The organism is Mariniflexile ostreae (assembly GCF_042427585.1).
Taxonomy (GTDB): domain Bacteria; phylum Bacteroidota; class Bacteroidia; order Flavobacteriales; family Flavobacteriaceae; genus Pseudalgibacter; species Pseudalgibacter ostreae.
Genome location: NZ_JBHMFC010000001.1, coordinates 1 through 19,089, shown reverse-complemented (window position 1 = coordinate 19,089; position 19,089 = coordinate 1). Strand labels below are relative to the sequence as shown.

Here is a 19,089-nt window from a genome sequence, read left to right as displayed (position 1 = left end):
CAAAACAACCGAATTAACAATTTTTGGAATTTGGTTTTTTAATATTGGAATTTTAAAAAAATGTATCTATTAGAAGAGAAAATATGGTTTTGGGCACTGGTAATAATTCCAGTAGTACTCCTACTTTTTTTAGTGCTTCAATTTTGGAGAAAAAGAACACAAAAAAAGTTTGCAGACAAACAGCTTCTAAAGAGATTGAGTCCAAACCAGTCCTTTTTTAAGTCGGTTTTGAAAATTATTGTATTATGTTTGGCGTTTGCATGTTTGGCAATAGCTTTAGTGAACCCTAAAATAGGCTCTAAATTGGAAACTGTAAAACGAGAAGGTGTCGATATTGTATTTGCTGTAGATGTTTCTAAAAGTATGCTTGCTGAAGACATTGCCCCCAATAGATTGGAGAAAACAAAACAATTGGTCACTCAAATCATTAATAATTTGGCAAGTGATCGCGTGGGGATTATCGCTTATGCTGGAAAAGCTTTTCCGCAATTGCCTATTACTACAGACTATGGCGCAGCAAAGATGTTTCTTCAAAACATGAATACCGATATGCTGTCTTCTCAGGGAACCGCTATTAATGAAGCCATCAAATTGGCGAAGACTTATTTTAATGACGAAGAGCAAACCAATAGGGTGCTTATTATTATTTCAGATGGTGAAGATCACGGTGGGGGATCGGACAATGTAGCAGAAGAGGCTTTTGAAGAACATGGTATAAGGATATTTACCATTGGCGTAGGCGATGTAAAAGGAGGGCCTATTCCGATAAAGAAAAACGGGATTCTATTACATTATAAAAAAGATACTAAAGGTGAAACCGTGATAACCCGATTGGATGAGAGGTTTCTTAAAAAAATAGCAGAAGAGGCCGGAGGAATTTATGTAAACGGCCAAAACACGAGTGTTGTGGTAGAGCGTATTCGGGATATTTTAAATGGTATGGAAAAAACAGAATTTGAATCCAAACAGTTTTCCGATTATAAAGATCAATTTCAATGGTTTTTAGGATTTGGTATTTTATTCCTATTACTAGATATATTTCTTTTAGAGCGTAAAACAGCATGGTTGAAAAAACTCAATTTATTTAATGAGAACTTTTAATTAGATAAACAAACTTTATTATAAGCGTGTATAGCAAACATTTATAAAACCTTTAACTATAACAACTACAAGCGTTTTATATCTTTATATGCCATTAAAAAAACGAGCAGATAAAAATGAAAATAGGACTCTATATATTATTATTGCTTAGCACATTTTCTTTTTCTCAGGAGCAAGATAAAGCCCAATTGTTGGCTTCAAAAAAAGCAAATGATTATGTGTTTCAGGGCAATACTTTAATTGGTGACGATGATTATGTTTCGGCAGAGATGGCGTATCGTAAAGCAATTTCAGAAAGGCCTGAAACTACGGAAGGGATTTATAATTTGGGAACGGCCTACTATAAAAGTGGGGCATATAACGAAGCGCTTTACCGTCTTGAACAGGCTGTACAAACGGCATCAACAAAAGCGGAAAAACATAAAGTGTTTCATAATATTGGAAATATTTTAATGAAGAATAAGCAATGTAAAGAAGCGGTAGAGGCCTATAAAAGCGCTTTGAGAAACGATCCTACAGATAATGAGACACGTTATAATCTTGGAATAGCAAAGGTGTGTGCAGCGGAGCAGAAGGATCAAGAGGATCAAAATAAAGACGATCAAGAAAATAAAGACGACAATAAAGATCAGGAAAACGAAGACAACAAAGAAGAGAATAAAGATAGTAAGGACGGGGACGATAAAGAAGAGGAAAAAAACAAAGACAATAAAGAAGGCGACGATAAAGAAGATAAAAAAGATTCTGAAGATAAAAAAGAAGACGGTAAGCCTAAAGATGATAAAGAAGACCAAGGAAAAGAAGGTCAGGATAAAAAAGAAGAGCAAAAGCCCCAACCCCAACCCGGGCAGTTGTCTCCACAGCAAATAGAGAGCCTATTGGAAGCGATGGGTAATCAAGAGCAAAAGGTGCAGGAAAAGATGAATGCAGAAAAGCAAAAAGGGGTTATCATAAAAACAGACAAAGATTGGTAATTTGAATTACGGATTATAATTTATGGGTTTGGCTTTCAAATAGAACTTAATTCATACATCGTAAACGGAACATCGTAAATCACATGAAACGAATAAAATACATATTTATATTTCTAATTCTACTTGCCACAAGCATGGTTTCTGCTCAAGTGAAATTTCAGGCTAAAGTAAGTAAGACCAAGTTGGGCGTTAACGAACGTTTAAGGGTGGATTTTGAAATGAATCAAGACGGTGATAATTTTAACCCTCCAGATTTCTCTGGTTTTACAGTTGTAGGAGGCCCAAATCAATCTGTTAGTAACTCCTGGATTAACGGCACTAGAACTTACTCTAAAACATATAGTTACTTTCTAGCTCCTAAAAAACAGGGGACCTTTATTCTTAATCAGGCCACTATTGCCATTGATGGCGAAACTTATAAAACGGTGCCTATTACCATTGAGGTTACTAGTGCTATAGATAAACCAGCAGACCCGAATGACCCTAATTATATTGCCTCAGAAAACATTCATTTGGTAGCAGAAATATCGAATACAAACCCTTATTTAAATGAAGCGGTTACGGTGGTTTATAAATTCTATTTTTCTTCAAGCGTAAACGTTACCAATCTAAATGATGTAGATGTTCCAAAATATAATGATTTTTGGAGCCAAGACATTCCAGTAAAAGAACTAAAACTGGAAAAGGGAACATTTAAAGGTGAAGATTATAATTATGTTGTTTATAGAAAAGCGGTGCTCTATCCACAAAAAACAGGTAAGTTGGATTTAGAACCTTTAACTTTGGATATTACTGTGCAAGTTCCAACCAATCGACGTGATATTTTTGGTAGCCGATTAATGACACGAGCCAATAAAAGAGTTTCTGCGGGCAGTAGGAGCATTACGGTAAAACCATTGCCAGAAGCGGGTAAGCCAGTCGATTTTACTGGTGCGGTTGGGGAGTTTGATTTCAATGTTACCACTACCAAAACGAGTTTAGATGCTTCAGAGTCTTTACAGGCAAAAATAGCTGTAAAAGGAAAAGGGAATTTGAAACTGTTTACGCTTCCTAAATTAATTTTACCAAGTTCTTTAGAGGTTTATGAACCTGAGCATACCGAGAATGTGAAAACCCTTTTAAGGGGAATGGAGGGAAGTGTTTCCGATAGTTATACCTTAGTGCCTCAATTTAAAGGTAAATACCCTATACCCAGTATTTCATTCTCTTACTTCGATTTAAAAACAGAAACGTATAAACGGCTTAATTCCGATGAAATTGTTATTGATGTTTTAGAAGGGCCTGTAAATAGCCAAATGGCTAGTAGCCCTTCTCACGATGCTTCCACTACGAAACATAGTGTGGTGTTGAATAGTGAGCCGTTTGCTTTTATAAAAACAAAAACGGATTTTACGCCTATTGATACCACCTCTTTTTTTAAGACCCGAACATTTTGGTCTCTATTGCTGTTGCCTTTTTTAGCTATTCCATTGGCGATTGTGATACGAAAAAAGAAAGCGATTAGAGATGCAGATGCCTTTGGTAACAAAATAAGAAAAGCAGATAAACTGGCGCGAAAATATTTGAGTCATGCTAAAAAAGCAATGGGTCAAAAAGAAGCGTTTTATATTGCTATGGAAAAAGCTTTGCATAATTATTTAAAAGCGAAATTACAGATAGAAACTAGCGACTTGAGTAAAGATAAAATTAAAACACTACTCATAGAACGACAGGTGGATGCTGAGGTGATTGTAGATTTTAAGAATTTATTAGAGCGATGCGAATTGGCACGTTACACGCCTATAGACATTGTAACCATGCAGGAAGATTATGATAAAGCCGCAAAAACCATTTCGATAATTGATAAACAAGCACGATAAAATGAAGTCTCTATTTTATATATTAATGATCTTGTTTTGTTCGGTTCTAAACGCGCAAAATAATGCTGATTTTGATAAAGGTAATTCACTTTATAACGATGGTAAGTTTGCTGAAGCTATAGATCATTATAGTGCTATTTTGAAAACCGGAAACCATTCGGCGGCACTTTATTTTAATCTGGGGAATGCACACTATAAATTAAATAATATTGCGTCTAGCATTTATTATTATGAAAAAGCATTGCAATTATCACCAAACGATCCAGACATACAAAATAATCTGGCGTTTTCAAGAAACATGACTATCGATGCTATAGAGACTGTTCCGGAAGGTGGGTTGAAAAAAATACTCAACAAGGTTACCAATACATTCGCGTTTGATACTTGGGCCATTATGGCAGTGGTAAGTGTGTTTTGTTTTGTAATCTTATTTTTAATGTATTATTTCGCTTATTCAACCTTAAAAAAACGCTTGTCTTTTATAGGTTCTTTTGTGTTTATAGGCTTTATGGTGTCTGCACTTTTGTTTGCTTTTCATAAATTTAATTTAGATCAAAGAGACCGCCCCGCCATTGTATTTGCAAAAGAAAGCAGAGTAAAAAGTGAGCCCAATAATCGTAGTGAAGAATCGTTTAGGTTGCATGAAGGGACTAAAGTTCAAATTATGGAAGCTGTAGAGGATTGGAAGAAAATAAAATTATCTGACGGTAAAATAGGTTGGATTAAAAACGAAGACATTAAAGCACTTTAATTTTTTTGAATTATATTTATAGCCAAAAGAAAATGATTCTATGGATATAAAAACCGTATTTCAAAATAACGAAAAGTGGATAAAAGATAAATTAGCTACTTCACCAGGATACTTCGAAAATTTGAGCAAGGGACAAACTCCAGAACTCTTGTTTATTGGTTGCTCCGACAGTAGGGTAACTGCTGAAGAATTAATGGGTTTAGGCCCTGGAGATGTTTTTGTACATCGCAATATCGCCAATATGGTGATTAGTATCGATTTAAACGTGATGTCTGTGGTAAACTATGCTGTAGGACATTTAAAGGTAAAACATGTTGTGGTATGTGGGCATTATGCTTGTGGTGGAGTAAAGGCCGCCATGCAATCTGAAGATTTAGGGATTTTAAACCCTTGGTTGCGTAACATCCGCGATGTGTACCGTATCCATCGAGATGAGTTGAATACGATCGAAGACGAAGAAAAAAAATACGATAGACTTGTGGAACTAAACGTTCAGGAGCAATGCGTTAATCTTATAAAAACAGCAGTGGTGCAAAAAGCCAATAGAGATAGAGGGCTTGTGGTGCATGGCTGGGTATTCGATGTACGCTCAGGAAAACTTATCGATTTAAAAATAGATTTCGATAAATATCTAACAGATATTATGGAGATTTATAAATTAGATTAAACCCTTATAGAAAGGGGTTAAGATGGATGGATTAACGGCTCATTTCTTTGAAATGTGTCGTTTTTATCAATCTCTAATATAGTAGGTAATATCATGGGTATTACAGATTTAATTGGCTTGTAAAGCATAGCGTCTTCTAGGTCTTTTTCATTGGTAAACACTATAGTAGCGTTCATTTTTTCAAACACAATAAGTAAAACACTTAAAATAAGCACAGTCTTTAAGCCTCCAAGAAGTGCTCCAAGTAACTTGTTTACGAGCCCTAAAGCTGCAAAACTAGCCAATGTGGTTAGGGCTTTTCCTGCTAAAGCAATGATTAAGACAATAACAATAAAGGTAGTTGCAAAAGCTGTAATATTAATGGTTTTTTCATCCCATTCCACATAAGAGGACATAAAATTGGCTGCAAAATGGCTAAAATGAATTGCTCCATAAACACCAGCTACCAAAGCAATTAAAGAGGCTACTTCTACAAAAAAGCCTTTTATAAAACCACGAACCAATCCAAATAGTATCAAGATGCTTAAAACAATATCTAAAACTCCCATGCTGTCAATCTTTTTTGTAAATATATAATAAAAAGATTTTAGGCCGTTAAGGGCTTTTGCTATTAATTGATGGTTTTAAGCCCTAGATGTATTTTAAAAATTTGAGATGTAGAAATAAGGTAGAGGTTCATTAACTTTGTATTTTAATTTAAACACTTCAATTTTACAAATGGCAAGAGATGAACAATTAAAAGAACGTTGGGAGTTGGTAATTAAAAAATTATCCAATCAATTTGCAGATGGTGACATCTTGGATTTAGATGCTGTAATTTACCTTATTGGAGTACAAGAATTGGGGCAATTGGAGCGAACCTTTAAAAAAGATCAAAAACTAGACCTCATGCATATTGCAATTTGTAAGCTTCTTAAGCCTTATGGGTATTACGAGTTGGAATATGTAGATGATGAAGGTTGGCCGCATTATAAAGCTTTGGAAACCTTGCCGCACTTAAAGGCTGGAGAACAAAGTATTTTAATGAAAGAGGCTATTGTTAATTATTTTTTAGAGTCCGAATATATATCCTGATTTTTTATTTCACCTCCTGCTAAACCGGCAAAGCGCTATGGTTCTATGAGTTGCTCTATGGGGTGTTTTTATATAAAAATTTTAAATCTTTGTACATATTAGATAACTTGGCTTTTTTGTTAAAAGCATAAGCTATGGTTATGGGTGTTTAAAAAATTAAAACTCCTTATATTGAAGAGGCTTTATCTTTATAAAAATCATTAAATTTGTCCTCATTTTAATGATGTCATGATAGATAAGATAAAAGAATTAATTGCCGAAGCCGAAGCTTTTAAAGCAGAATCTAAAGAAGAAGTAGAAGCTTTTCGTATACAATATTTAGGTAAAAAAGGATTGCTAAACCATTATTTTGCTGAGTTTAAGAATGTATCGAACGAACAAAAGAAAGCGTTTGGAAAAATAGTCAATACACTTAAGAGTACAGCTGAAGACAAAGTGGCGGCCTTAAAAGCAGAATTGGAAAGCAAAGAAGAGGTGAAAGGGGTTTACGGTGATTTGTCTCGTCCTGGCGAACCTATTCAAATTGGTGCACGCCATCCAATTTCTATCGTGAAAAACCAAATTATCGATATTTTTTCACACATCGGGTTTAATGTTAGTGAAGGGCCTGAAATAGAAGACGATTGGCATAACTTTACGGCCTTAAATCTTCCGGAGTACCATCCAGCCCGCGATATGCAGGATACGTTTTTCATCCAAACCAATCCTGATATTTTGTTGCGTACTCATACCAGTTCTGTACAAGTGCGTTATATGGAGAATAACAAGCCACCCATAAGAACGATTTCTCCTGGGCGAGTGTATAGAAATGAAGCGATTTCATCCCGTTCACATTGTTTTTTCCATCAACTTGAAGGTCTGTACATTGATAAGGATGTGAGTTTTGCCGATTTAAAACAAACGCTCCAATATTTTACTACGGAAATGTTCGGGAAGTCTAAAATCCGTTTGCGTCCATCTTATTTTCCATTTACAGAACCCAGTGCAGAAATTGATGTGTATTGGGGTTTAGAAACAGAAACCGATTATAAAATAACCAAAGGTACAGGTTGGTTGGAAATTGGTGGCTGTGGTATGGTCGATCCAAATGTATTGAAAAACTGCAATATTGATCCGACAGCGTATTCTGGATTTGCTTTTGGAGTTGGCATAGACCGTATTGCCATGCTACTGTATCAAATTGGAGATATCCGTTTGTTGAGTGAAAATGATGTTCGCTTTTTAGAGCAATTTAAGAGCGCTTTGTAATACTAAAGCAGTATTTGTTATATCAAGATTTTAACCTGCTCCTGCAGTTCTGGTAAAACTTCAAATTCAAACCAAGGGTTTTTGGCTAACCAAAACCGATTTCGGGGTGAAGGGTGTGGTAAAGGGAAGTATTTAGGTAAATAATCATGATAGTGTCGCACAGTTTCTGTTAAGTTCTTTTTGGCTTGTTTTTTTAAATAATACTTCTGAGCGTACATGCCTATTAAAAGCACCAATTTAACATGAGGCATATTATCGAATAATGGTTTTTGCCATTGTGGTGCACATTCGGGCCGAGGTGGTAAATCGCCAGATTTTCCTCTGCCTGGGTAGCAAAACCCCATGGGAAGAATGGCGAATTTGGTGGCATCATAAAAATCTTCAGAAGACACATTTAGCCAGGTTCGTAATGTGTTGCCGCTTTGGTCGTCCCAAGGAATGCCCGAAGCATGCACTTTGGTTCCGGGCGCTTGGCCAACGATTACAATTTTAGAGTTTTTATCTGCCGATAGTACCGGTCGTGGGCCAAGCGGTAAATGCTTTTCACAAATAGTACATTGCCGTATGTCTTTAAGTAAATCTTGCATCAAGTGTAACTATTGCCTATTCTAAAACTGTTTTAAATTCCATCTTGTTAATATTGAGAATAAAGCGATAAAATCCTTTTAAGGATTATTTTTCCTTTAAAGGATTTCCTTCAAAAACCAAACCATCAAAACCGGTTTTTATAAAATTTCTAATGTTTTGATGGCCGCTACCATTGGGGTCTTTTAATACATCGTCTGTGTAGAATTTACCAAAACAAGCTAAAGTTTCTGCTTTTGAAAGCTTCTGTTTTTTCGCAAATGAAAAAAGCTTACAAGACCCTGAGTTTTCGCCAGCACTGTTATTTAAGGTTCCATTTTTAAAAGCGGTAGGAGTAAAATCGTAGTACTGATCAATAACAGCCATAGTTTCTGAGAATGCAACAGCTTTTGGTGTGTTTTTCAAGGTTTGGATAAATGTGTCTAAAGTCATTTTATGTGATTTAATGTGTCAGCTCTTATTTGATAAGAGCAAAATAGGATTTTTTGTATTATTTTATTTTTTACCAGCAACTACAATAACAATTTCACCTTTAGGGGGTTTGTTCGTGTAATGTTCTAAAACGTCCTTTGCCGTGCCCCTTATGGTTTCTTCATAAAGTTTGGTCAATTCTCTGGATACGGAGAGCTGACGGTCTTTGCCAAAATATTCGCAAAAATGGTCTAAGGTTTTGAGTAACTTATGTGGACTCTCATAAAAAATCATCGTTCTGGTTTCTTCAGCTAAAAACAATAAACGGGTTTGTCTCCCTTTTTTTACGGGTAAAAAGCCTTCGAATATAAATTTATCATTTGGCAACCCCGAGTTTACCAAGGCGGGAACAAAAGCGGTTGCACCGGGTAAACAATCTACTTCAATATCATGTTCGATACACGCTCTAGTTAATAAAAAACCAGGATCGGAAATAGCTGGTGTGCCAGCATCACTAATTAAAGCAACCGTAGTGCCGTTTTTTATTTTTTGAATTAAATTTTCAACCGTTCTATGCTCATTGTGCATATGGTGCGATTGCATATGTGTCGTGATTTCAAAATGTTTTAAGAGTTTTCCCGAGGTACGGGTGTCTTCTGCGAGAATTAAATCTACTTCTTTTAAAGTCTCTATTGCCCTAATGGTGATATCTTTTAAATTTCCAATGGGTGTGGGTACTATATAAAGTTTACTCATTAATTAAAACTTACTTTCTATGATTTGCAAAAAGCGTTCTTCTAACTCTTCTTTTCCAATCCAGTTATTATAGTCTGGTTTTACCATGTTTTGAATAAAATGTTTCGCATATTTAAAGCTCTCTGCTGTATTTATTTGTGATAATACACGGTCGTAATCTTCACTTTTTCCATCAAAAAGATGTTTTATAAAAGCTATTTTATCATTTAAACCTATTCTAATGCCGCCAGAGTTTAATTTGTCATTTAAAGACTTCTTCTTTTCAGGGCGGCCCTGTGTTGTGTTTGAAATGGGTTCGAAAATGGGCATACTTTCAAATCCAGAAGTTAAATTTTCTAAATCGTTTTTATGGTATTGTTGTTTTGGCAAGGCCGCCTCTAAAAGCGCGTCTACTTCGTGGGTTTCATGTGGCATTTGTGCTACAATATCTTTTATTTTTTCAATAGCAGGCTCCATGATAGGGTCTTGCTGTTGTGCTTCCCAATTCTCCTCCACCTCATTCGCATCGCTTACTTGGTTGTTAAAGGCATCATCTAGCATCTCGAAAAAAGATGAGTCGCTACCTATTGTTGGAATTTGGGTCTCAAAATTCTCATATGTAAACTTCAATACCGAAAGTTTTTCAAAAAGTACAGAAACTTCGGTATGCATTTTAATAACATCTTCTTTGCCTTTAAGCTTTAAAATTCTATGGGCAATACTAACCAGTTCAGACTCTAATTTCTTCTTCATTATTTTTTAATTTAATTCCGCATTAGGCTTAATATTTTTAATAAATTTACATCGCCTTTATATAAACGAAGATTAACTTTGTTTTAGTGTTAAAATTACAAAATGTTTCTTGAAAATACAGTAAATCATAAAGAACAATTTGGTTGGGTGGAAGTCATTTGTGGTTCTATGTTTTCAGGTAAAACTGAAGAATTGATCCGTAGATTAAAGCGTGCTCAATTTGCCAAACAAAAAGTTGAAATCTTTAAACCCTCGATAGACCTTCGGTATGACGAGGATAGAGTGGTGTCTCATGATGCCAATGAAATTCGTTCTACACCAGTTCCTGCGGCGGCAAATATCCCGATTTTGGCAGATGGTTGCGATGTTGTGGGTATTGATGAAGCACAGTTTTTTGATGATGAAATTGTACGTGTTTGCAATGATTTGGCCAATAAAGGGATTCGTGTTATTGTAGCAGGATTGGATATGGACTTTAAAGGTAAGCCTTTTGGGCCCATGCCGAATTTGATGGCAACGGCAGAATACGTTACCAAGGTACATGCTATTTGTACGCGAACCGGTAATTTGGCACAGTATAGTTATCGCAAATCAAAAAGTGATAATTTGGTGCTTCTTGGAGAGGTAGAGGCGTACGAGCCCTTAAGCAGGGCCGCGTTCTATCGGGCTAGAATGCAGGATAAAGATAGAAGTGCTGAAACATCTAAAAAAGAAGACTTAATTCCCTCTAAATCAAAAAACGATAATGTCTAAAGCGCAAGAAACTTGTCTTGAAATAGATTTAAAAGCTTTAAAGCATAACTTTGAATATCTTAAGTCGAGATTAAAACCAGAAACTAAATTTTTAGCCGTAGTAAAAGCCTTTGCTTATGGAAGCGATGCTAGCGAAATAGCTCATTATATGCAAGATTTAGGTGCCGATTATTTTGCGGTAGCCTATGTAAAAGAAGGTGTAGCCCTACGCGAAAGTGGCATTACCAAACCTATCATGGTCTTACATCCTCAGGCCGTAAGTTTTGAAACTTTAATTGTAAATAACCTGGAACCTTGTTTGTATAATGCAAAAGTGTTACATGAGTTTATTGAGGTTGCAATTGCTAAAAAACACACAGCGTATCCCGTTCATATTAAATTTAATACGGGATTGAATCGCCTTGGGTTTTATGAAAAGGAATTAGATGCTGTTCTTTCAAAATTAAAGAGTACTACAGCTATAAAAGTGATTTCAATACTTTCGCATCTTGCTGCCAGTGAAGATTTAACTGAAAAAGAATTCACTTTAAATCAGATAGCGACCTTTAAAAGCATTGCTGTAAATTTCGCTAAAAACATGGGCTATACACCAATGCTCCATATTTGTAATACGTCTGGTATTTTAAACTATCCCGAAGCCCATTTTGATATGGTGCGAAGTGGAATAGGGCTATATGGTTTTGGTAATTCTGAAAAGGAAAATAAAAACGTTAAGCCTATTGCGACGTTAAAGACGGTTATTTCTCAAATACATACTATTAACAAAGGGGATTCGGTAGGATATAATCGTGCTTTTAAAACTGAAAAGGAAATTAAAACTGCCACACTTCCCATTGGTCATGCCGATGGTATTGGAAGACAGTATGGGCAAGGTAAAGGGTTTGTAGTTATAAACGGAAAACAAGCCCCTATTGTTGGTAATGTGTGTATGGATATGATTATGGTAAATATTACAGATATTGATTGTAATGAAGGCGATGAGGTTATTGTTTTTGGGCCTCATGCGTCTGCTGAAAATCTAGCAGCACAAGCCCATACGATTTCTTATGAGATTATAACCGCCATTTCGCAACGGGTAAAACGGTTGATTTTAAAATAATATTTACATTTAGGCTAGTTTTTAGTATTTTAGCCCCATCATAACCCTTATACACTAAAAATATGCTTAAAGAATTTAAAGAATTTGCAATGAAAGGCAATTTGGTAGATATTGCCGTTGCTTTTGTTATGGGTGCTGCTTTTAACCGAGTAGTGACTTCTTTTACAGGAGGTATTGTATCGCCTTTAGTTGGATTGATATTTAATTCAGACTTTAAAGATCTAAAATACGTGATTACCGAAGGAACCTTAAACGAAGCTGGTGAAATAGTGGGTGAAGTTGCTGTGCTTTATGGAGATTTTATTACTAATGTTATTGATTTTATCATTGTCGCTTTTGTCATGTTTATGGTTATTAAAGGCATTAATAGAATGAAGCGTAAAGAAGAGCCAGCCCCAGCGGCACCAAAAGGACCTTCTCAAGAAGAATTGCTTATTCAAATTAGAGATTTGCTAAAAAAATAACAATTTGTTAAATATATAACACTGTGTTATATGTTGTTAAAAAGCCCTCCGTTTTAAAAAATTGAGGGCTTTTTGTTTGCTTAAAAGGGCTATAAATGTCTAATTTTGTGTAAAATATTAATTTGTATTAGATATGAAAATAGCTGTAGTTGGTGCCACTGGAATGGTTGGCGAAGTGATGCTAAAAGTTCTCGAAGAACGAAATTTTCCTTTAACTGAATTGTTGCTAGTCGCTTCAGAACGTTCTGTAGGAAAAAAAATGACCTATAAAAATAAAGAGTATACTATAATTGGTTTGGCCGAGGCTGTTGCTGCTAAACCTCAAATTGCTATTTTATCGGCTGGAGGTGAGACTTCTTTAGAGTGGGCGCCAAAATTTGCAGAAGTAGGTACTACGGTAATTGATAATTCTTCAGCTTGGAGAATGGATCCGACTAAAAAATTGGTGGTTCCAGAGATCAATGCTAATGAATTAACAAAAGAAGATAAGATTATTGCCAATCCAAATTGCTCAACCATACAAATGGTTATGGCTTTAGCGCCGCTTCATAAAAAATATAAAATGAAACGTGTGGTGGTTTCCACATACCAGTCGGTTTCTGGTACCGGTGTAAAAGCAGTTAAGCAATTGGAAAATGAAATTGCCGGTATAAAAGGGGAAATGGCCTATCCTTATCCTATTGGAAGAAATGCTTTGCCGCATTGTGATGTGTTTTTAGAAAATGGATACACTAAAGAAGAAATGAAATTGGCACAAGAACCGCAAAAAATATTTAATGATAAAACATTTTCAATTACGGCCACAGCGGTAAGAATTCCAACATCAGGTGGGCATTCCGAAGCTGTAAATGTTCAGTTTGAAAAGGATTTCGATTTGGCCGATGTGCGTAAATTGCTAAACGAAACCTCTGGAGTAGTGGTTCAAGATAATACCGATACCAATACCTATCCAATGCCTATATATGCACATGATAAAGATGATGTGTTTGTGGGGCGTATTAGAAGAGACGAATCGCAGCCCAATACTTTAAACATGTGGATAGTTGCGGATAACCTTCGTAAAGGTGCTGCAACCAATACCATTCAGATTGCAGAATATTTAATAGAGAACCACTTAGTATAAAGTTCTGTTAAGAAACCTATTAATTAAGCTTCTGTATTTATTACAGAGGCTTTTTTGTTTATTTTTGGGTATTAATACCTTCAATTATGAAAAACCCACTTATTTATTTTCTATCCGTAGCCGTTTTAGTTGCCTGTAAAAACGAAACGCCTAAAAAAACTGATTTGCTTGTGAATTATCCTGAAACAAAAACCGTTGATACTATAGATACTTATTTTGGCACAGACGTTAAAGATCCCTACAGATGGTTGGAAGATGATAGGAGCCCAGAAACCGAAGCTTGGGTGGAAGCTCAAAATAATACGACCAATACCTATTTGGAAAAGATTCCTTTTAAAGACGATTTAAAAAAGCGCCTAACAGATTTATGGAATTATGAGAAAATTAGTGCGCCTTTTATAGAAGGCGATTTCACCTATTATTTTAAAAATGATGGGTTGCAAAATCAAGACGTCATTTATAGAAAAAAGGAGGGTGGGGATACTGAGGTTTTCTTAGATCCTAATACGTTTTCAAAAGATGGGACCGTTTCTTTAGGAGATTTGAGTTTTTCAAAAGATGGGAGTTTATTGGCGTATTCTATTTCTGAAGGCGGAAGCGATTGGCGAAAAATTATCGTCATGAAAACTGAAAACAAAGCTATTATTGGCGACACGCTTAAGGATGTGAAATTTAGTGCCATCGCTTGGTATAAAAATGAAGGGTTTTATTATTCGAGCTACGATAAACCAAAGGGAAGTGAGCTTTCGGCTAAAACCGATCAACATAAAGTGTATTACCATGAATTGGGAACATCTCAAAAAGAAGATGTTTTAATTTTTGGCGGAATACCTGAAGAAAAGCACCGCTACATCTCTGCTGGTGTTACCGAAGATGATGCATATTTAATCATCTCTGCACAAGAATCGACATCTGGAAACAAACTGTTTATAAGAGACCTTTCGCTTAAAAACAAATCTTTTGTTACTATTTTAAACCATACAGATAGTGATACCTATGTATTGGAAAACGATGGTAGCACCTTATTTTTGGTTACTAATTTAGACGCTCCCAATAAAAAGATTGTTACGGTAGAAGCTTCAAATCCAACACCAGAGAATTGGAAAGATTTTATTCCAGAAACCGAACATGTACTGAGACCCTCTAAAGGAAGTGGTTTTTTCTTTGCCCATTATATGGTGGATGCTATTTCTCAAGTAAAACAATACGATTATAATGGCCAATTAATAAAGGATATTGTCCTTCCGGGACTAGGTACGGTAAATGGGTTTAGTGGCAAAGCAAAAGATTCTGTTTTGTATTATGCCTTTACCAATTATAATACACCGTCCAGTATTTATAAAATGGATCCTGTATCTGGAAAAACGGCACTGTATTGGAAACCTGAAATAGGGTTTGATCCAGATAATTATGAAAGCCATCAAGTGTTCTATACGTCAAAGGATGGAACAAAGGTTCCTATGATGATTACGCATAAAAAGGGGTTGAAACGCGATGGTAAAAACCCAACCATGCTGTATGGTTATGGCGGTTTTAATATTAGTTTAACTCCAGCGTTTAGTATTACCAATGCCGTATGGATGGAACAGGGCGGTATTCTGGCAGTTCCAAATCTCCGAGGGGGTGGCGAGTACGGTAAAGTATGGCATGATGCAGGAATACAATTAAAAAAACAAAATGTGTTTGATGATTTTATTGCTGCTGCAGAATATTTAATTGAAAAAGATTATACAACGCCCAGTTACTTGGCTATAAGAGGGGGCTCCAATGGAGGCTTGTTGGTGGGGGCAACAATGACACAGCGCCCAGATCTAGCAAAAGTAGCTCTTCCTGCAGTTGGTGTTTTAGATATGTTGCGTTATCACACCTTTACAGCAGGTGCTGGTTGGGCCTATGATTATGGTACAGCGGAACAAAGCCAAGACATGTTTGAGTATCTAAAAGGCTATTCTCCTTTACATAATGTGAAAGAAGGCGTGGCATATCCTGCTACCTTAATAACGACTGGCGATCACGATGACCGTGTGGTGCCCACACATAGCTTTAAGTTTGCTGCCGAGTTACAGAAGAAACAAACGGGTACAAACCCTACACTTATTCGTATTGAAACCGATGCGGGGCACGGTGCGGGCACCCCTGTAAGTAAAATTATAGAGCAATATGCTGATATTTTTGGATTTACGTTGTTTAACATGGGTTTTGATGCCTTGCCTTATCGTGTAAACGGAAAAGAGTAAAGACTGGACACGGAGATATGTTAACTGTTTATAACTTTTATACGTTATTCAATATCTAAATTAGAAGTCTCATTTTAAATTATATTATGCTTCAGGTTAAGAATCTATCTTTTAAATATAAAAAACAAGCCGTTCTAGAAACTATAAGTTTTAATGTTAAGAGGGGTGAGCATCTGTCTATTATTGGCGAGAGTGGTTCTGGCAAGAGTACGCTCTTAAAGCTGCTTTATGGTACTTATGATTTGAATGAAGGTGATATTTTTTGGGGAAACACCCCCATTTTGGGACCTAAGCACAATCTCATTGTAGGGCCTGAGTTTATGAAGTATGTCGCCCAAGAATTTGATTTGATGCCGTTTATTTCTGTATCCGAGAACATTGGTGCGTTTTTATCTAATTTTTATCCCGAGGAAAAAGAACAACGTATTCAAGAACTTTTGAAGGTTGTAGAATTGGAGTCTGTGGCAGATGTTAAAGTCAAAGAATTAAGTGGTGGTCAGAAACAACGTGTGGCTCTAGCTAGAGCCATTGCAAAACAACCAGAAATTATTTTATTGGACGAGCCTTTTAGTCATATCGATAATTTTCAGAAGCAATCGTTGCGCCGAAGTTTGTTTAAATATCTTAAAGAAAAAAACATCACTTGTATAGTGGCTACTCACGATAAAGATGATGTATTGTCTTTCTCCGATACGATGCTTGTTTTAGATGATGCTAAAATTATGGCTCATAATACACCTAAATACCTGTACCATAATCCTGAGCATAAATTAATAGCCTCTTTTTTTGGAGAATTTAATGAGATTGATGGAGAGATGGTTTATGCTAACCAGTTAAAGCAAGTTGATATTTCAGATTTGGAGGTTAAGGTAAAGCAATCCTATTTTAAGGGGCATTATTTCTTGGTGGAAACAGAATTTAAAAATAAATCTCTATTTTTTGAAAACCCTTCAGCTTTAGAAAAAGGGACATCTGTTTTTTTAACCATTATTAAAGAATCATAAATCGTCCCTTTTTTAAGGTTAAATATTTTAAGCTATAAAAAACCTACATTAAATTAGTGTGTTTTCTTATATTTAATGTTTTTAATCTATCAAACCTCAATTTTAGTCGATTGAGATGGCGATTTAAATCTTAACCTATATATGAGAACTATTAATCTGTCTATTATTTTTATAATAGCATCTGTAAACTTTAATTATGCCCAAACATTATTAAATCCTGGCTATGAGTATGGAACACTTCCTACAAACATAAACCAGTCTGATATTATTGAAGCTTACACATCTTGGAAGAGTAAATACACCACCCATTGCAATGCGAATAGTATACGTGTGAAATTTGATAATCCTAACGAAACCGTGTCTGAAGGTATCGGTTATGGTATGTTGATTGCGGCTTATGCGGGAGACCAAACCTTGTTGGATGGGCTATGGCATTATTATCAATCTTTTTTAAATGAGAACGATGTGATGCATTGGAAAATTCAAGAATGTTCATCCGTAATTGGACAAAATGGCGCTACAGACGCAGAACTAGATGTTGCGATGGCATTATTAATTGCCAATACTAGATGGGGCAGCACCGGCTCTATTAACTATAGCAATGCAGCGAGCACATTGATTAATATTATTAAAACTCATGAAATAGAATCTGGAACCCACGTTTTAAAACCTGGAGATGCTTGGGGTGGAAGTGCTACCACTAATATTTCATATTATTCACCTGCATATTATCGCGCATATGCGTCGCATACCAACGATGGGAGTTGGAATAATGTCGCTTCTAAAAGCTATCAGATAATCCAATTAAATCAATCTCAGAATAATGCGAAATTTAATTTAGTCTCAGATTGGTGCCAGGCAGATGGAAGTTTTTCTACCCAAGTTGGTTGGGCTAAGTATGCGGGGCAAGCTTATAGTTATGATGCTGCCAGAACACCTTGGCGATTAACCTTGGATTATTTATGGTATGGAAATTCTGATGCTTTAAGTTACGCAAATAAAGCTATTGCTTTTATTAATGATAAGGGTGGTTTAGATAACATTTACCCAGGATATAATTTAGATGGAACAGCTTACGAAATGGGATATAAAGATGTTACGTTTACTGGAGCCTATGCGGTAGCTGCCATGGCTTCTAATAATCAAGATTTTGTAAACTTAGCGTATAGTAAAGTTGTAAACATGAAGAGCGATGCTTATTTTGCTTCTACTTTACGTGTACTTTATTTATTAACGCTTAGTGGTAATTTTTATAGTCCCGAAAAAATGTTAACCCTTGGCGCTCCTCAATCAAACAGAGTTATATACGCTTCCTTTTATCCCCACCCAGTTATAAATACCCTTTATTTAAATTTTGGTTCGCACTATAACAATGTGGTAAAACTATACAACCTTTCTGGAACATTGTTAATGGATAAGGCATGCCCAGAAAACGTTACTCAAATAGAGTTACAGCATTTAAATTCTGGGCTTTATATTATTGTTATTAATGGCGTGCCTTACAAACTGTTAAAAGAGTAGTCTGTAATTTTGGATTAAGTTGCGTTTTAGAATCAAGAGTTCGATAACTGCCATAACTGATGTTGAAAGATGATTTGATAAAAAAGACCTTTAACATTTCCGAAAAGGAGGATGTTAAAGGTCAAATTTTTATTTTCAATGGTTTTTAAAAGAATGGCTCTTATTTGTATTGGCACAAATAAGAGGTTTGCCCGCTAACCTTTACTTGAAATTTTTCATTAGCTTCAATTTGATAAGCTTCTCCTGCTTTATAAGTCACCCAGTCCGAACTTCCAGGTAATTTAACACTCATTTCACCTTCAATAACATTCATGGTTTCATGTTTGGATGTACTAAATTCGTAAGTGCCTGCATTCATAACACCCAAAGTAGAATTTCCTGTTGAACTTACGTAACCTAAAGATTTAACGTTTCCGTCAAAATATTCGTTTGCTGAAATCATATTTTTGATTTTTTAATTTCAACAAAAGTAATACAATCAGGGGTGTTTATTGTGCTTTTGACTATTTTCAATATGCTTTTTGAATATTTGGTGTTAATTTGATAAAAATTATAATATGAAAGATTTTATTGAAACTTATAATAAGATATCTGCAATTGATGCTATTAAAATAGCTCCTTTTGATGTTGAGGTCATTTAAACTTTTTGCTTTTCATTTTCTTTAGGAATATTGCCATAAATGATAGATAGTTGAAACCCAACCAACTTGCAATGGTTGTGTCAAATCTA

20 protein-coding genes are annotated in these 19,089 nt (G+C 35.5%); 14 read left to right on the top strand and 6 right to left on the bottom strand.

The window, feature by feature from the left end:
- The first annotated feature begins 60 nt into the window (after positions 1-60).
- The 5 genes from ACFFU9_RS00100 to ACFFU9_RS00080 all read left to right on the top strand — a co-directional run bounded on the left by ACFFU9_RS00100 (position 61) and on the right by ACFFU9_RS00080 (position 5,352).
- Positions 61-1,101, top strand: coding sequence for a vWA domain-containing protein (locus ACFFU9_RS00100; RefSeq protein WP_379859319.1), 1,041 nt, complete (start codon positions 61-63; stop codon positions 1,099-1,101).
- A gap of 116 nt (positions 1,102-1,217) precedes the next feature.
- Complete coding sequence (locus ACFFU9_RS00095; protein WP_379859318.1) at positions 1,218-2,075, top strand: tetratricopeptide repeat protein; 858 nt, start codon at positions 1,218-1,220, stop codon at positions 2,073-2,075.
- Between the two features lie 83 nt (positions 2,076-2,158).
- Entirely contained in the window at positions 2,159-3,934 is a 1,776-nt protein-coding gene (locus ACFFU9_RS00090; RefSeq protein WP_379859317.1) for a BatD family protein, read from the top strand.
- A 1-nt stretch (position 3,935) separates the two neighbouring features.
- Positions 3,936-4,685, top strand: a complete 750-nt coding sequence (locus tag ACFFU9_RS00085) for a tetratricopeptide repeat protein (protein ID WP_379859316.1) — start codon at positions 3,936-3,938, stop codon at positions 4,683-4,685.
- A 40-nt stretch (positions 4,686-4,725) separates the two neighbouring features.
- The gene (locus tag ACFFU9_RS00080) at positions 4,726-5,352 is read left to right on the top strand and encodes a carbonic anhydrase (protein WP_379859315.1); all 627 of its coding nucleotides are present in this window, start codon (positions 4,726-4,728) and stop codon (positions 5,350-5,352) included.
- A gap of 17 nt (positions 5,353-5,369) precedes the next feature.
- Here the strand turns inward: ACFFU9_RS00080 and ACFFU9_RS00075 are convergent, their stop codons facing one another.
- Positions 5,370-5,900: a CvpA family protein gene (locus ACFFU9_RS00075; protein WP_379859314.1), complete on the bottom strand. Its 531-nt coding sequence runs from the start codon at positions 5,898-5,900 to the stop codon at positions 5,370-5,372.
- Between the two features lie 169 nt (positions 5,901-6,069).
- On the opposite strand from ACFFU9_RS00075, the gene ACFFU9_RS00070 reads away from it, so the two are divergent.
- Together ACFFU9_RS00070 and pheS are read left to right on the top strand one after the other, a co-directional pair.
- Positions 6,070-6,426 (top strand): hypothetical protein, encoded by a 357-nt coding sequence (locus ACFFU9_RS00070; RefSeq protein WP_379859313.1) that lies wholly within the window; start codon positions 6,070-6,072, stop codon positions 6,424-6,426.
- A 228-nt stretch (positions 6,427-6,654) separates the two neighbouring features.
- Entirely contained in the window at positions 6,655-7,674 is a 1,020-nt protein-coding gene (pheS, locus tag ACFFU9_RS00065; protein WP_379859312.1) for a phenylalanine--tRNA ligase subunit alpha, read from the top strand.
- 17 nt (positions 7,675-7,691) lie between these two features.
- Here pheS and ACFFU9_RS00060 read toward each other — a convergent pair whose 3' ends face one another.
- From ACFFU9_RS00060 to ACFFU9_RS00045, 4 genes are all read right to left on the bottom strand, one after another.
- Positions 7,692-8,261, bottom strand: coding sequence for a uracil-DNA glycosylase family protein (locus ACFFU9_RS00060; RefSeq protein WP_379859311.1), 570 nt, complete (start codon positions 8,259-8,261; stop codon positions 7,692-7,694).
- An 85-nt stretch (positions 8,262-8,346) separates the two neighbouring features.
- Positions 8,347-8,691, bottom strand: a complete 345-nt coding sequence (locus tag ACFFU9_RS00055; RefSeq protein WP_379859310.1) for a HopJ type III effector protein — start codon at positions 8,689-8,691, stop codon at positions 8,347-8,349.
- A 63-nt stretch (positions 8,692-8,754) separates the two neighbouring features.
- The gene (gene rsmI / locus ACFFU9_RS00050; protein WP_379859309.1) at positions 8,755-9,426 is read right to left on the bottom strand and encodes a 16S rRNA (cytidine(1402)-2'-O)-methyltransferase; all 672 of its coding nucleotides are present in this window, start codon (positions 9,424-9,426) and stop codon (positions 8,755-8,757) included.
- A gap of 3 nt (positions 9,427-9,429) precedes the next feature.
- Complete coding sequence (locus ACFFU9_RS00045; RefSeq protein WP_379859308.1) at positions 9,430-10,158, bottom strand: DUF8457 domain-containing protein; 729 nt, start codon at positions 10,156-10,158, stop codon at positions 9,430-9,432.
- A gap of 102 nt (positions 10,159-10,260) precedes the next feature.
- Here ACFFU9_RS00045 and ACFFU9_RS00040 point away from each other — a divergent pair, with 102 nt between their 5' ends.
- The 7 genes from ACFFU9_RS00040 (at position 10,261) to ACFFU9_RS00010 (ending at position 18,359) form a co-directional block, all read left to right on the top strand.
- Positions 10,261-10,911, top strand: a complete 651-nt coding sequence (locus tag ACFFU9_RS00040; RefSeq protein WP_379859307.1) for a thymidine kinase — start codon at positions 10,261-10,263, stop codon at positions 10,909-10,911.
- The gene (gene alr / locus ACFFU9_RS00035; protein ID WP_379859306.1) at positions 10,904-12,010 is read left to right on the top strand and encodes an alanine racemase; all 1,107 of its coding nucleotides are present in this window, start codon (positions 10,904-10,906) and stop codon (positions 12,008-12,010) included. The genes ACFFU9_RS00040 and alr overlap by 8 nt, the downstream gene beginning before the upstream one ends.
- Positions 12,011-12,072: 62 nt before the next feature.
- Positions 12,073-12,474: a large-conductance mechanosensitive channel protein MscL gene (gene mscL / locus ACFFU9_RS00030; protein WP_379859305.1), complete on the top strand. Its 402-nt coding sequence runs from the start codon at positions 12,073-12,075 to the stop codon at positions 12,472-12,474.
- Positions 12,475-12,607: 133 nt separating this feature from the next.
- Complete coding sequence (locus ACFFU9_RS00025) at positions 12,608-13,597, top strand: aspartate-semialdehyde dehydrogenase (protein WP_379859304.1); 990 nt, start codon at positions 12,608-12,610, stop codon at positions 13,595-13,597.
- Between the two features lie 86 nt (positions 13,598-13,683).
- Complete coding sequence (locus ACFFU9_RS00020; RefSeq protein WP_379859303.1) at positions 13,684-15,834, top strand: prolyl oligopeptidase family serine peptidase; 2,151 nt, start codon at positions 13,684-13,686, stop codon at positions 15,832-15,834.
- Between the two features lie 86 nt (positions 15,835-15,920).
- On the top strand, positions 15,921-16,838 hold the full coding sequence (locus ACFFU9_RS00015; protein ID WP_379859302.1) for an ABC transporter ATP-binding protein: 918 nt from the start codon (positions 15,921-15,923) through the stop codon (positions 16,836-16,838).
- Between the two features lie 141 nt (positions 16,839-16,979).
- On the top strand, positions 16,980-18,359 hold the full coding sequence (locus ACFFU9_RS00010; RefSeq protein WP_379859301.1) for a glycosyl hydrolase family 8: 1,380 nt from the start codon (positions 16,980-16,982) through the stop codon (positions 18,357-18,359).
- Between the two features lie 160 nt (positions 18,360-18,519).
- Here the strand turns inward: ACFFU9_RS00010 and ppnP are convergent, their stop codons facing one another.
- A complete protein-coding gene (gene ppnP, locus ACFFU9_RS00005; protein ID WP_379859300.1) occupies positions 18,520-18,801 on the bottom strand; it encodes a pyrimidine/purine nucleoside phosphorylase in 282 nt (93 codons plus the stop codon).
- Positions 18,802-19,089: the final 288 nt, after the last annotated feature.